At 71.5% G+C, this 14,595-nt stretch carries 12 protein-coding genes; 11 read left to right on the top strand and 1 reads right to left on the bottom strand.

What is annotated here, in order from left to right:
• The first annotated feature begins 11 nt into the window (after positions 1-11).
• Complete coding sequence (locus ACFWV2_RS27570; protein ID WP_384408853.1) at positions 12-2,666, top strand: DEAD/DEAH box helicase; 2,655 nt, start codon at positions 12-14, stop codon at positions 2,664-2,666.
• Between the two features lie 319 nt (positions 2,667-2,985).
• On the opposite strand, the gene ACFWV2_RS27575 is transcribed toward ACFWV2_RS27570, so the two are convergent.
• A complete protein-coding gene (locus tag ACFWV2_RS27575; protein WP_384408855.1) occupies positions 2,986-3,480 on the bottom strand; it encodes a hypothetical protein in 495 nt (164 codons plus the stop codon).
• Between the two features lie 1,045 nt (positions 3,481-4,525).
• Between ACFWV2_RS27575 and ACFWV2_RS27580 the strand changes: the two genes are divergently transcribed.
• The 10 genes from ACFWV2_RS27580 to ACFWV2_RS27625 all read left to right on the top strand — a co-directional run bounded on the left by ACFWV2_RS27580 (position 4,526) and on the right by ACFWV2_RS27625 (position 14,489).
• Positions 4,526-4,924 carry a WYL domain-containing protein gene (locus ACFWV2_RS27580; RefSeq protein ID WP_384408857.1) on the top strand — a complete coding sequence of 133 codons (399 nt, stop codon included), beginning with the start codon at positions 4,526-4,528 and terminating at the stop codon, positions 4,922-4,924.
• Positions 4,925-5,877: 953 nt separating this feature from the next.
• A complete protein-coding gene (locus tag ACFWV2_RS27585; RefSeq protein ID WP_384408860.1) occupies positions 5,878-6,438 on the top strand; it encodes a hypothetical protein in 561 nt (186 codons plus the stop codon).
• A 369-nt stretch (positions 6,439-6,807) separates the two neighbouring features.
• Positions 6,808-8,226 (top strand): hypothetical protein, encoded by a 1,419-nt coding sequence (locus ACFWV2_RS27590; RefSeq protein ID WP_384408862.1) that lies wholly within the window; start codon positions 6,808-6,810, stop codon positions 8,224-8,226.
• Between the two features lie 98 nt (positions 8,227-8,324).
• Complete coding sequence (locus ACFWV2_RS27595; protein WP_384408864.1) at positions 8,325-9,041, top strand: hypothetical protein; 717 nt, start codon at positions 8,325-8,327, stop codon at positions 9,039-9,041.
• Positions 9,042-9,129: 88 nt separating this feature from the next.
• A complete protein-coding gene (locus tag ACFWV2_RS27600) occupies positions 9,130-9,756 on the top strand; it encodes a DUF6248 family natural product biosynthesis protein (RefSeq protein ID WP_384408866.1) in 627 nt (208 codons plus the stop codon).
• A gap of 186 nt (positions 9,757-9,942) precedes the next feature.
• On the top strand, positions 9,943-10,314 hold the full coding sequence (locus tag ACFWV2_RS27605) for a DUF6409 family protein (protein ID WP_384408868.1): 372 nt from the start codon (positions 9,943-9,945) through the stop codon (positions 10,312-10,314).
• A gap of 107 nt (positions 10,315-10,421) precedes the next feature.
• Entirely contained in the window at positions 10,422-11,819 is a 1,398-nt protein-coding gene (locus ACFWV2_RS27610; protein WP_384408870.1) for a hypothetical protein, read from the top strand.
• A gap of 252 nt (positions 11,820-12,071) precedes the next feature.
• Complete coding sequence (locus ACFWV2_RS27615; RefSeq protein WP_384408872.1) at positions 12,072-12,632, top strand: hypothetical protein; 561 nt, start codon at positions 12,072-12,074, stop codon at positions 12,630-12,632.
• A gap of 135 nt (positions 12,633-12,767) precedes the next feature.
• Positions 12,768-13,169, top strand: a complete 402-nt coding sequence (locus ACFWV2_RS27620) for a hypothetical protein (protein ID WP_384408874.1) — start codon at positions 12,768-12,770, stop codon at positions 13,167-13,169.
• Positions 13,170-13,241: 72 nt separating this feature from the next.
• Positions 13,242-14,489: a phosphoadenosine phosphosulfate reductase family protein gene (locus ACFWV2_RS27625; protein ID WP_384408876.1), complete on the top strand. Its 1,248-nt coding sequence runs from the start codon at positions 13,242-13,244 to the stop codon at positions 14,487-14,489.
• Positions 14,490-14,595: the final 106 nt, after the last annotated feature.

Genomic DNA, 14,595 nt, shown 5'->3' on the forward strand with positions numbered 1-14,595 from the left:
AGGGGGTCAGCGTGGACGACAACAAGCAGCCAGTCCGATTCCGGCAGCGCGCGAAGCAGGTGACGGCGCCGCCGACACCGGAAGCTCTGTTCGGCGTGCTTCCGCGTACGACCACCGGCCACGGAGCGTTGTGGTCCCATCAGGCCGACATACTGCGCGCCTACGCCTCGCCCGAGCTCCTGAACAAGCCGGATGTCGCCCTGGAGCTCCCGACCGGCTCGGGCAAGACGCTGGTTGGGCTGCTCCTCGCGGACTGGAGGCGGCGCTACTTCCAGCACCGTTCGGTGTACGCCTGCCCGACCAAGCAGCTCGCCCACCAGGTCTGGACAGCCGCCCGGGCCCAGGGCGTACCCGCCGCCCTGTTCATCGGCAATCGCTCCGACTTCTCTGGCCAGGATCTCGCCCGCTACGAGGGTGCCGACGCCGTGGCGATCACGGTCTACAGCCACGTGTTCAACACCAACTCCGCCTTCCCGGATGCCCAGAGCCTGCTTTTTGACGACGCGCACGCCGCCGAGAACTACGTTGCGGACGCCTGGGCGGTGGAGGTCAAGGCTGCGGCCGACCAGTTCACCTCTCTGCTGGACGTGTTCGGCGACGACCTAGACCCTCACCTGGTGACCCGGCTGACCGACCGGCACAGCGGCGCGGAAGTCCGGCTGGTGCCGACGACGGCGGTGGCCAAGCACGCCCCCGACCTGGACAAGGTGCTGTCGACCCTGCCCGGCAATGCCTCGTACCGGTTTAAGATGATCCGCCCGCACCTGCGCGCCTGCCTCTTCTACGTCAGCCCGCAAGGCTGGTACATCCGGCCGATGATCCCCCCGACGTTCACCCACGACCCGTTCACCGGCCCCCAGCAGCGGATCTACCTCTCCGCGACCCTCGGCGAAGGCGGAGAACTGGAGCGGGCCTTCGGCCGACTGAAGATCAGCCGGATTCCGGCGCCGCCAGAGTGGGAGAACATCGGCAGCGGCCGCCGCTTCTTCGTCTTCCCCGACCTTGCCGAGGCAACCCAGGACCCCTTCGGCCCCGTCGGACTGCACGCCGCAGACCCCAACGAGCCAACGCCGCCCGACACGGCCGAGGCCCCTACCGACACCGAGACCCAGGGCGGTCTCGTGGGCCAGCTGATCGCACTGCGCGGCAAGAGCGTCGTGCTGACACCCGACGGGAACTCGGCCGCCAAGATCGCCGACACCCTGGGCGTTCCTCACACTGAGCGATTCCAGCCCGGCGACACACCGGACGGACTCCAACCGTTCAAGAACGCCCAACGAGGCATGCTGCTCGCCCCGAGCCGATTCGACGGCATGGACCTGCCAGACGACTCCTGCAGCATCATCCTCATGCACGACCTCCCCAACAGCCTCCACCTGCAAGACCAGTTCCTCCAGACCCGGCTGCGCGCCGGTCGCGTCGCGCAGGAGCGGGTCCGCACCCGCGTTATCCAAGGCGCCGGACGCTGCACCCGCGGCCCCCGCGACTTCGCCCTGGTCATCGTGACCGGGCGCGAACTCCAGCGCTTCCTCTCCCGCCTCGACGTCCGGGAAGGCCTGCCTCCCGAGCTCCAGGCCGAAATCGCATTCGGCCGCGACAACAGCCAAGTTCCCCCGTCCGACCTCGTCGCCCTAGCGCGCAGCGCCCTGGACCGCGACGAGATCTGGCAGGAGGACGCCGAGCCGGACATCGTCGAACGCCGCTCCGAGTGCATCAAGCAGGAACCCGCCTACGTGGCCAAGCTGGCCGACAGCGCCGAGCACGAGATCCTGGCCTGGCAAGCCGCCTGGCTGGAGGACTGGGATACCGCCTCCCAACGCGCGGTACAGGCTCTCAACCTCCTGACTGGCGAAGAACTGCGCCCGTACCAAGCGATGTGGGCCTACCTCGGCTCCGCGTGGGCCCGGCTGGCCACCGGGGCGCCGGCGGCTCCGGCGCGCGCCGAGCAACTGTTGGACCGAGCCCGGAAGGCAGCTATCGGCACCACATGGCTGCGGGAGATCGAGGGCCAGGCGGACGCCGAGTCCGAGCTCAGCGTCGTGGACAGCGAGGCCGTCGCCGCGGTCGCCGAGGCCTACAGGTCTTCCAAGAAGCTCAAGACGGCCGCCAAGTACGAAAGATTCGCCACCGAGATGCTGGCCAACCTCGGAAACCAGAACTCCACCAAGTACGAGCAGGGCCTCACCTCCCTCGGCGAACTCTTGGGCGCAAGCTCGCACAAGCCGTCCGCCCAGGGCCGGGAGGACGCGGCCTGGCTGTGGCCCTCCTGGTGGCTGACCGTCGAGGCCAAGAGCGAACAGAAGTCCGAGGGCGGGATCAGCCTGAACGACATCCGGCAGACCAACACACATCTGCAGCAGCTCGCCGGGGACCAGCAAGTCGACGAGCCGCCGACCGGCAGCATCAGCGTCATCGCCTCACCCAAGGGCATCGTCTCCGACTCGGGGGTAACCGCCGCGGTGCCGCATCTCTACCTCGTCTCCCCGGACACGATCCTCGCCCTTGCCGTACGGGCGACACAGGCCTGGACCCGGATCCGCGGTGCCGCACCGACCGGGGTAGAGGGGGACGACCTACTCGCCGTGGTCGCGCAGGCCCTGCGCACTAGCCGGGTGCTGCCCTCTTATGTGAAAGAGACAATGAGCGCCGACCCTGTCCGCGCATAGCCTCCCGGACTCGCTCGCTCCGAGGCGCCAGCTGAACCGAGACGAACGCCCGGCCCTTCACGGGGCCGGGCGTTCTCATTCCCGCCGGAGAAGGCCTGCAGTGCCTTGTGCTAACCAGCTTGCCCGGCTCGTTGGAACGGCTTGCCCACGGGGTACGCAGCCTTGCCCAGACGGGTGGACCCAGGGCTTGCCCAAGGATCGGACAGGCTTGCCCGGGCCGTATAACACCAGCTCAAGCGACTTGCCCGCAGAGTGGAGGAGTGGGTGAACGCACCGGCTGGATCGGCCCTCCAGCCGTAGCCCGGGATCGGCAGGACGGTTAGGCGCTGCGCGGATCGTGCAGGATCGTCGCCCTGCCGGCCACGTCCCGCGGCACGCCGAACCCCATGTCGACGTTGCCGAGGAGCCCGGTGGACACGCGCATGTCTCGCAGCGCCATCCTGTACCGGCCGGCGAGCAAATCGCCGACCCACACCGGCATGTACGGCGCCGCGACGCCCTCCTGGAGGGCGACGAAACTGCTGGCGATGTCGCCGGGCAGGGGCGCCAGGAGCAGCGTGACCTTGGCCTGGGCGTCGAAGTCGCCGACGGCCGCGGCCGCGCGGACCCAGGTGTCGGAGACCGGGATCGGGGCGTCGATCATCTGGCCGTGCACGAAGAGCCCGAGGCTGTTGTCCACCACGTGCAGGGCGGTCGGGACCGGCAGGTTCTGGATGTCCTCGGTGGAGTCGGCCGCGAGCAGCAGCATCGCGTCGTCCTCGTCGCGGCCCATCGTGGTGCCCGGAATGACGGCGGTCGTGAAGTGGACGGTCATGCGCCCCGGCAGCCACGGCCTCCGATACCACCGTCAGAGGTAGGAAGGAGCCGCCCCGTCCGGTGCGCTGCCGCGGTGGGCAAGCCCATACTGCGGTGCCTCTGCGGCAGTTGCACCGGAAGGGGGCTGGAGGGTTGCTTGCAGAGGTGCACTAGGAGTTGCACCGGAGGTGTGACCGTGAGTGGGACCCCCACTTTTTTGATCTTGAGCATCGTGCCTGGTCAGGCCCGGTGGGCAAGCCCCCTCGCCACGACGACACCTCTTTCTCCGCGATAGCCGGAGGAAGAGGCCTGATTCTTCTCCGGGCCGGGGCCGGCCTTCACCACCACGGTCCAGCCCAGCCCAGCCCAGCCCAGCTCAGGCCAGCACAGACCGGCCCCAGCTCGCTCCGCAGCCCGGCCCCGCTCGCCGGCGCCCGCTCTGCGCCCGCCGCCCCCCGCTGCTCGGGGCCGGCCAGAGACGGCGCGTGCGCTCCTGCACGAAGGCTGTGCCCGGACATGCCGAAGCGGCCCCGCCGGCCGCCGGGGGCGCGTGGTGGTGGGCGGGGGGGGGGCGTTGCCCAGTCGACGCAGCGGCGCTGGGGGAGCGGGGGCTCGGCGCCGAGGCGCAGCGCCAGCCGGACCGCCGCGCGGTCCCGCTTGTGTGCCGCCTGCTGGTACCACTTCCTGCTCCCGTCCTTCAGGTGGGAGATCCATGGCCGCTCCTGGGTCTGCAGGTGCGCGGGGCGGTGGTTGTAGGTACGGGCCATCTCGGGGCTCCTCGCTGTGCATTTGTCGTAGTGCGTGTTCGCGGTCGCTGACCGGCTGCCACCGCCGATCAACTGAGACAACTATAACGTCTACTTATCACTCTTGTCGAGTGGGGATGCTTTGACGTCGCCGCTCGCTGCGATGTGGACGGCCGGACGGGTGAACGTGAAATCGAGGCGAGAAAAAGGGCCGTTCCGGGTTCCCTGAAGTGAGGTGTGTGGGTTATAGTTGTCTTGTTGGTCGGGAGTGGCACCCGGCCAACACCCCCCGAACTCACACGCTCCAGGGAGAACCTCGTGTCGAACTCCATGAAGATCACCGCCGGTCAGACCGCCACCCGCACCCTGACTGACCTGATCCGCGCCATGGATGGCCAGCGCGCCACGACCATCACCTACGTCGACAGCAAGGGTGAGGAGTCGGTACGCACCATCGAGATCCACAACATCCTCACCACCAGCAAGGGCGGCATCATCGTCCGCGCGATGTGCCGCACCCGGGGCGAGATGCGCACCTTCACCCTGGAGCAGATCAAGGCGTACACCGTCCACCGCATCCGCTTCGTGCTCACCGTCCCGGAGGAGAAGGCCGGTGACGCCTTCCCGGTCGCGCACTTCGTGTCCAGCGTCGAGCGAATGATCGACCTGGAGCTGGAGCGCGACTACCCGCTCCCCAAGTTGTCGCTCGCCGCGTAGGCGAGGGGGGCCCGCCCCGCCGGGCGGGCCCCACCGCCGCGACCCTCCGTCGGGGCCCCACCTCGGCCCCGGACGGGGCGGACGGCCCCGCCCGGCCTCCGATGCCTCTCCCGCTGAGCCCCATGCCACGTCCGACCCGCCCTGCCCGGGGCGCTCCACCCTCTTTCGACCCTGGAGGCCACGTGCCCGCTGCCGACTCGTACGAATGGCGAACAGCCCCTTGCCCCGAGTGCGCGGATCCCGCCGCCCGCCTAGTGCCCGGTGACAGGGACCGCGCCGACGTCCTGCTGTGCACCCGCTGCCCCGTACACGGGCGCCTTCCGTACCGCGACCCTGCCGATATCTGGGCGCGCCTCCCGTTCGGCGTTGTGCTCGCCATGTGCGGAGGGGCGCTGCGCATCGGCGTCCCGGCTACGCCGCACGGCCTCAACGCGTACACGCGCTCGGTCGTGACGCTGGCCACGGAACACGGGCTCCTTCCCGTGTGGCGCCCCTCCACCCGGCGCCATCACGTAACCCTGGCCGCGCCTGGCCCTGAGGGCGCGTGGGGATGGATGGAGGTGGGTGCCCGCTCCGGGAAGATCCTGCGCGCCACCGTCCACCCGCACGGGCGCAGTGCGCCCGGGATCCGTGCCGCCGGGCCGCGCGCCGTCCGTCAGCTGGTGGCCCGCCTCTCCGTCCCGGGCTCGGCGGCCGGTTGCGGAACGGTTATTCCGGGCGCTGCAGCGGCTTCTCGTTGACCCCTCCGGGCCGCGCCGGCCCTCGCGGCCGGCGGGGCCCGGAGGGTGGTGGCCACCGGCCGGTCCTGACTCGGGAATCTGACGAGCAATCAGGTAAGGGGCGGCGGGGTTGTGAAAGTGATGAAGAGTGAGTATAGTTGTCTCATCGGGGCAGGGTCCCGAGGCGGCAGTGGCAGCCGCACACCGAAAACGCACCACCCCAAGGAGATCCTCGTGAACACCGCCCGCGCCGCGTACGCCGTCATCGACACCGCCCGCCGCCTGTACCCCGGGGCCACGACCGTGGACGTCTACAACTACGGCGGGACCACAGACCTGGACGTCTTCAAGGGCGACACCTCGGAGCGCCAGAGGCTTCCCCGCTTCACCGTCCGCACGAACGCCGCCGCTGCCGCGTACGCGGCGCTGGCCTTCGGCCCCCGCTCCGCCTGGCCGCAGCACTTCACCATCACACACGCCGGAATCCTGAACGCCGCCGACGCCGACCGCTCCGCCGGGGACCACGTCTTCAACGGCCGCGTCTGGACCGGCATCGGCGAGCAGGCCGTCCAGGCGGCCCACGACGTGCTCAGCTACCGGCGCGAGATGAACCGCTCCGAGGTCCTGCGCGAGATGCTCCAGTTCCAGTACGACATGGCGGTCCGGAACCTGGCGCTGGCCACCGGCGCCCCCAAGGGGTACCGCCACGTGTTCTCCCTGGCCCGTTCCATCGTCAAGCACAACCCGATCAGCCCCGTCGCCGCCTGGGTCGCGGCTGGCGCCGTCGCCCGATAGCCAGTTCTCCCCGGCCCGGGCCACCGACCCAGGCGGGCCCGGCCTGGGGGCAGGCGCGCCCCACCCCGGCCCGGCGGGTCGGGCCGGGGTCCCGCTCTGCGCGGCGTCGCTTCACCCGCCCGCACGTCCCGCATCACCGCCACGGCCCCATGGTCGGCCCACACCGGCCAGCCGGGCCCCGGCGCGCCCCAGCAACTCGCGGCAGTGGCAGCCGCGCCACCGAACACGCACCCCTTGAAGGAGACCGTGTTGCACCCTCCCGCGCATCACCCACACCTCCCCGCCCCGTCGCGCGGCTCCGGCCCCCGCTCCGCCCGCAAGCGCAGGACAGTCCTCACGTGGGGCCTGGGGGCGGATTCGACGGCCATCATGCTGCGGTTCCTCAACGACCCGGTCGGCAACGGCCTGGAGCCGGACCTGTCGGACCTCGTGATCGTGCACGCTGTCACGGGAGACGAGTTCAGCGATTCCCTGTCCTACGCCGACCGCCTGGTCCTGCCGCTCCTGCGCACCTGGAGGATCCGCCTGGTCCAGGTATGCCGCGGCGGCCCCCGCGACGCCGAGCGCGTCCTGGTCCTCGACGACTCCCGCGCTCCCCGCCGCATCCACGCGGCCGGCCCCTGGCGCCTGTCGGACGAACTGCGCACCGCCGGCACCGTCCCGATGCTCGCCTCGGGCCAGCGACGCTGCAGCATCCGGTTCAAGGGCTGGGTACTGGACACCTGGGCCGCCCACGAGTTCGGCACCGAAACCTTCCGCCGCGTGATCGGCTACCACGCCGACGAAACCGGCCGCGCCCAGAAGGACTCCGCCATCCAGGACCAGCTGAACGCCGCCGCCGGCAGGATCATCTGCGAGCCGGACTACCCCCTCATCCGCGCCGGCATGGCCAGGGCCGCCGTCGAGCAGTACGTCCTGGACTGCCTCGGGGAAATGATCTTGAAGAGTCACTGCACCATGTGCCCGTTCACCGGGGTCTGCTCCTCCCGCGACCTGTACGAGGAGCGGCTGCGCGCCCACCCGGCCGAGGCCGCGCAGGTGCTGCGCATGGAGTACATCTCACTGGCCCTGAACGAGCGGATGTCCCTCTACGGGCCCGGCGGATCGCTCTACCAGCGCCTGGCCGAGGACAGCCGCAACCGGACCGTCCTGGACGCCTTCCAGGCCGACCTGGAGCAGACGCCGTACGCCGTGTACGAGGTGCGCCGCCTCACCGGCCTCGGCCGGACCAAGGACTGCCGGCGCTGGCACGGCAAGGACTGCGCGGAGCCGAAGTGGTGGTGCAGCCAGCAGCGCAAGCCCCGCTGCCGCCGCATCCACGCAGTCGTCGACCAGAACGGCGTGCCGGTCGACGCCGAACCGCAGTGCCTCGGCGACGACGAGCGGTGCCGCGGCACGCAGCAGAAGGGCCCGACCTGGCGATCGGTGCGCACCGTGTACGAGGGCCCGCGCGAGCGGGCCGAGGAACTGGTCACCCGGTTCGCCGGACGCTTCCCCCACCGCGTCCGCCTGGTCGACGGAGCAGCCTCCGGGATCCGGCGCGCCCACTACCTGGACGACCCGGAAGGCCTGCCGCACGCCGAGGCGTTCATCGTGGCCGCACCTGCGGGCGTCGCGGACAAGCAGCGCCCGGGGTTCGAGAAGCGCTGGAAGGAGCACACCGGGAAGAGGCCGGTCTTCCGGCCGCTTCGCGACCTGCCCGAGCCGGCCCCGCGCAAGAGGTCGGCCGGCGGCCCGGCGCCGCTGCACCGGGCCAGGGTCATCGGGGACGTGCTCTTGATCGCGTGACTGCACCTCCTTGCGAAGTGATGAATGGCGTGTATAGTTGTCTCATGGTTCGGCGGTGGCAGCCGACCACCCGGAAACGCTCAACTCGGAGGCACTGCATGAGCACCCATACCCTCAGCACGACCCGGCTCGACGCCGTCATCGCCGAAGGGACCGACCACAGCTTCACCCGCATCCGTCTGGCCGACGGCCACGCCCTCCTCATCAAGGCTCGCCCCGGCGTCGGCGTCGTGGACGAGGTGCTCCTCTCGCCGGGCCTCACCGCCCCGGACACCGAAGCCTGGTCCGAAGAGGACTCGTGGGAGGAGTGGCTCACCGGCGGGGACCTCGGCGCCGAGACCGGAACGTTCCTTGACGTGCCCACCGAGGCGCTGCGCGACCTGATTGCCGAGCACGGCGGCGAACACCAGGACCAGGAGGGCGAGGGCGCCGCGCCGAGCGCCGGGGGCACCGCGGCCGGAGAGGCCGCCCAGGAGCTCGGGGCCGAGCTCGCCGAGCTGCACGGGGCGTTCGAGCACGGATACGGCGCCGACGACATCCGGCGCGTCTTCGGGCGCATCAACGACGCGGGCGGCCCGTACCTGGTCTGTGTGTGGGACATCGCCGACGGCTACGGATTCGGCGGCAACGCCGAGTTCTACGCCGAGGACGAGGAGTGCAGGCTCTTCGAACTCAAGCCGGACGTCTACCGCTGGCTCACGGGCCAGCAGGACAGCCCCGGCCCGCTGGACGCCTGGGTGGGCGCGCACGTTCCCGAGCTGGTCGAGTTCGCCGCCACTGACGACCGCCACAACTACGCCCGGACCGAGCGCTGACCGTCGCTGTACGCGGCAGGGGGCGGGATCTGCGCCCCTGCCCCGCGATTGAGCAGGCTGCCGAACGCTCAGCATCGAAGGGATCTGCATGAACGAGACCCGACGCGCTGCCGGCCCGCGGCCGGAGGCCCGGTTGCTCGCGTACCCGGTCATCCGCCGCCCGCGGCGCACGCTCACCCCCGAGGAGCGGGAGATCGTACGGGGGATCTCCAGCCTGAATTTTCAGGGCGCCCTGATCATGGGCATCGTCGATCCGGTCCCCAACCCGTCGCCGATGGACGAGATGGAGGGCGCCTGGGTGCGCGAGCAAGTGTGGCCCGCCTACCTCCAAAAGATCGAGCGCAAGTACCCCTTCGGCTTCGCGCGATGGGCCATGTGCGAACGGGGCACCTGCTGGAACTGCCTGGCCGGCCGCTGCGACCTGTGCGTCCACCGGCAGGAAGGCGGCCCCCACGTGGACGACAACATCGACTGGGTGCGAGACATCCGGGGCCGGTGCGTCGCCCAGTTCGTCGTGCGCCCCGGCGGCGAGCCGTGCGTGTGGTGGTGCCGGTGCGCGTGCCCCAAGAGCGAGCCGACCCCGGAGAGGCCTGCGGCTCCCATCGAGGACGAGGCCGTACGGGAGGAGCCCGCGGGGGCGGGTGGAGCCTCGCCAGGCATCCGCCGGCGCCAAGGCTCTCCGGACAACGCTGGAGCGCAGTACGCCCTGTTCTGACGGCCACCTGCGCTCCCCGCTGTCGGCGGTGGCGCGGCGTATGCCTGCTTGCCGGTGAGCATCTGGGCCCGCCTGCGGCGCGCCTGAGAAAGGGGCGCCCTTGCGTAAGTGATGGATAGTGGGTATAGTTTTCTTGTCGGCGGGGGGTTCCCGCCGACACCCCCACCCCTCTCCAAAGGAGTCCACATGACCGTCGCCACCACCTCCGCCACCCAGAGCGTTCTGGAGCCGGGCACGGTCGTGCGCACCCCCCGCTACGACGAGGGCAAGAACACCGGCGTCCGCCGGGCCATCGTCATGGGCCTCTGGAACGAGAACGACCCGAAGGGCGGATACCGGGTGTGGTTCTACACGCTCGGCGCCCCCTCGTTCGCGCCGAGGACGCTTGGCATGGCGTTCGCCAACGAGTTCACCGTGGTGGGCACGGTCGAGGACATGTCCGAGCGCACGCTGCTCCGGCTCTACCGGTGGCTGCGGGACCGCGACCAGTTCTCCACGGTGCGGTTCCGGATCCAGAAGGCGGGCCTCCGTTGCCGCGCGCTCCGCCTGGGCCGGTAGCCCCGATGCCGGGGGCGGGACCACCGCCCCCGGCCGCCCCACCCGCTAGGTCGGCCGTGGCAGCCGACCGGCACCGACAACACACCACAAGCACAAGGAGCTCCGTCATGGCCCGCACCACCTTCGTCGCCTCCACCGGCTGCACACGCACCAGCGAGACCCGCCACTACACCCACGCGGTCATCGTCGACACCCGCGACGGTGACGGGCGCTTCGCCCACACCTGGTCCGGGTCCGAGGCCAAAGTTCGCCGGGCCGCCCGGACCGCCGAGCTTGCGGGCTGGAAGAACGTCTCCGTCGAGGAAGTGAACGTCCAGGAGAAGCCCGCCCGGTCCCGCAAGGCGCATCCCAGCCAGGCGCCCGCCACCGCGCAGCCGGCCCCGGCTGCCGAACGCGCCTCGGTCACCCTCTACGCCGTCCGCCCGGGCCCGCGCGGCGGCTTCGACATCGTCAATACCAGTGGCGTGGTCGTCTCCCGTGGCTGGCAGACCGAGGCTGGTGCCCAGGAGCGTGCCGACTACGTGAACGCCCAGGCGAGCCGCAAGCGCGCCGAGGACGCGCTGACCGAACCGCAGCGGCGGATGTACGCCGTCGCCAAGCGCGACGGTGCGATCGGCTCCGGCTGCCGGCACAACCTCACCGCCGTGCGGAGCCTGCACGCCGCCGGCCTCGTCACGCTCACCGAGTACGGCCCGGGCTCCTGGAACGCCGTCCTCGTCCCGCCGCCCGCCGCCGACCCGGCCGAGGCCGCTCCGGCGGCCGGTACGGGCGTACTGCCCCAGGACGCCGAATATCCGGCGGCCGCCGCCGCGGTCACCGCCCTGTCCGGGCAGCCGCTCGCCGACGTCAAAGACCCCCACGACCTCGGCGAGGTGGCCGGCTACTGGGTTCGGCCGGACGGCACCAGCGGCCGCCTGGCCGTCGCCTGGGTCGAGGACGGCAGGCTGACCACCAGCACCGACGGGCGGCCGCCCCTGGCCCGGCTGGGCGTCGCGAAAGAGCTGTTCGAGCGCACCGAAGGCTGGATCGTCGAGCCTGGTGACCACCCGTCCCTGCACGTCTGGCACGTGCCGACCCTGGATGCCGCGGCCAAGCAGGACGCCGCCGCCGGCCGGGCCCGGGGCGCGATCACCGACACCTGGACCATCACCCACACCGGCCTGCCTGAGGGCCGCTGCTTCCTGAGGGTCGAGGCACCCGACTCCGACGCAGCCTTCGCGGCCGCCCTGGCCACCCGCGCCGGCCGCCTGGTCCAGCAGGCCGGGCGCCGGCTCACCGCGCGGCGTCTGAGGGAAGCGGACCTGGCCCGCACCGTCGGCGAGCGGGTCCGGCACGTGGCCAGCGGCCAGACCGGCACCGTCGAAGCGGTGGACGTACGGATGACCGGCGCCCGCGCGTACCGGGACAGCGTGACCGTCGCCGTTGACGGCCGCTCCCGCAAGACCGCGCGCTCCCTGGAATGGGAGCCCCTGCCGACGGCCGAGGACCCCGAGGCTGCCTGCTGACGGCCCCCGCCCGGCCCCAAGGGGCCGGGCAGCTCCCCTTCCCCTCGCCGCCATCGTCCGCGTCCGGAGCGCTGCGCCCGGGCGGCGCACTGTGAATGGCCGCCCGCAGCAACGACGGTGCCGTCTGCGGATTTCTGCCGAGGGGGCAGGGGCGAGCCCTTGCGTGATGATGAATAGCGAGTATAGTTGTCTTGTGGTCGACGGTGGCAGTCGACCACACCGGACACACATCCTCAGACCCTTCGGAGAGTCATGATCATCAGCACGCCGCTCCCCAACGCCCTGCACGCCGCCGCCCGGGCCCGCGCCATCGCCGGTATCGCCCGACAGAGGAGCGTGCTCAACCACCCGGCCGAGGAAGCGCTCACCACGGTCGCCGAACTCCTCGACGACGTCGCGCTGGCCTTCGAGACCGACCTCCCCCAGGTCCTGGACGGTGTCGTCATCACCAACACGATCCCCTTCGACGCCTCCCTGCTCCTGTCCATCGCCGAAGACGTCGTCGCCCAGAACACGGCGACCGGGCTCCCCGCCTGCCTCGGCCAGTACGTCACCAGCGCCGTGTTCGGCACCCTCGAACTGCCCCGGCCCCTGCACCCCGTCAGCATCCAGCTCGCCTCCCAGGAGACCAGGCTGCGCGGCGCCCTCCAGCTCCTCCACGAGCGCCACCTGACGGGAGCCGGTGAGCGGCCGGAGGCGGCGGCGCTCTACCTGGAAGCCGCATTCAAGCTCCACCTGAAGTGGGGGCGCCTCGCCGCCGCCGTCGCCGTGGACAACGCCCGCCCCTGCAACCGGCCGACCGTCTCTCAGTAGGACCTCGCGACGCGTACAGCGCCCCGCACCCCGGCGTCCGGCCCAACCGAGGCCGGACGCCGGGGTCCGGCCTCAGGCGCACGACGCCGGCCCGCACGGCAAAGCGTCCCCGCCTGCTCGATGCGAAGGAACGAGATGACCAACCAGATGGAACCCACCGAAGGCGACCTGCTGCGCGCCGAACTGGCCGCCCTGGGCCGCCACGCCTTCCCCGGAGAGGAGGGCGGCATGACCTTCCTGGTCATGGCCGCCGACCCGGGTGCCCCGGACGACGAGGACGCCGCCTACGGCGTCCTGCACGTCCTGATGTACGCCGGCGAGCGCGCCGACCGGCCCGCGGCCGACCACCGTGAACCCTGGTCCGCGCACCTACACGCCGCCGACGGCACCTACCTCACCACCCTCGTCGACGGTTCCCCCACGCCGCTCGACGCGGCCGCCGACGCGGCCCGGTGCGCCCGTGAGGTGACCGAGCGGCTCAGCCGGCGCCGCCGCGGGAACTTCCCGCCGGTCGCACGCAGGTTCTGCACCTTCTGATCCACCCCCTGGCCGGGCGGCAGTGGCAGCCGCCCGGCACCGAACTCACCACCCCGCACCCAGAGGAGTCCCATGGACATGCCCACCCGCCGCCGGCTGCTGGAGCGGATCCGGCGCGCCCACCAGGCCGACGCCGCGTACACCGCCGCCGGCCGCGCCCGCACCCGGGCCGCCAAGGCCACCGCCGCCAGCCGCGCCCGTATCGCCCACGATCAGCAACTGCAGGCCGACGCTGACGAACTGGCGGCCGTCCAGGCCGCTCACGCCGGCCTCGTACGCCGCGAGCAGGAGGCCCGGGCCAAGGTTCGCCGGACCTTCACCGCGGCCCGCGCGGCCAACCGCGCCCTCGCGGCGCTCTACGCCCCGCACGCCCCGGGCCGCAGAACGGGCGGCGGGCGCCGATCCGGCGTCGCGGCCGCCCTCCTCGGCGAGCTGGCCCAGACGCCCCGCGAGCTCATCCTGGCCGCGGACAAAATCCTCATCTCCACCAGTGCTGGCAAGGACTCGCTCGTCTGCGCGTACCGCGTGGTCACCCTGGCCGCCGAGGCCGGCTGCCTGGACAAGGTGGTCATGGTCCACGCGGACCTGGGAGAGGAGTCCGAATGGCCGGGCGTGCGCGAGCTCGCGCAGCGCCAGGCCGAGCGCTGGGGCGTGGAGTTCATCGTGGTCCAGGCCGACCGCGGCCTGCTCGGCCTCGTCGAGAAGCGCGGCATGTGGCCCGACGCGGCCCGCCGGCTGTGCACCTCGACCCTGAAGCGGGACAAGATCGCCCCGCTCTTCAAGCAGATCACCGATGCTCTCGGCCTGGACGAGCAGGCCCTGATCCTCTCGGCCCTCGGGATCCGGGCGGCCGAATCCCCCGCCCGGGCCCGGAAGCTGCCGCTCTCCATCGACATGCGTGCGAGCACCGGGCAGCGCATGGTCCTGACCTGGCACCCGATCCTGGAGCTCTCCGAGGCCGACGTCTGGCAGCAGATCGCCGACGCCACCCTGGAGTACCACCCCGTCTACGACGCCCTCATCCCCCGCCTGTCCTGCGTCTTCTGCGTGCTCGCCGGCAGGGACGTCCTGGTGCGCGCCGTACGGCTGTGCTGGGCCCTGGGCCTGGACCTGCCCGCCCGGTACGCCGCCCTGGAAGAACACATCGGCCACAAGTTCCGGGAGAAGCTCAGCGTCGCCGAGATCGTCGCCGAGGCGGCCCGCGTCGAAGCGGAGGAAGGCCCGCTGGTCTGGGCCCGCGGAGACGCGCTTCGGCGCCACGTCGGCGAGGAGGCCGCGGCCGACTACCTCCGCCGGCTGGCCCTGGTCCTGGCTGCCTGACAGTCGAGACGACACGCGAACGGGGAGATGAGCGCCCCCACTACCGAAAGTGATGTGTTGCAGTTATAGTTATGTCGTCGGTCGGGGGTGGCACCCGACCGGCGAC

Source organism: Streptomyces sp. NPDC058671 (assembly GCF_042716475.1).
In the GTDB taxonomy this organism is placed as follows: Bacteria; Actinomycetota; Actinomycetes; order Streptomycetales; family Streptomycetaceae; genus Streptomyces.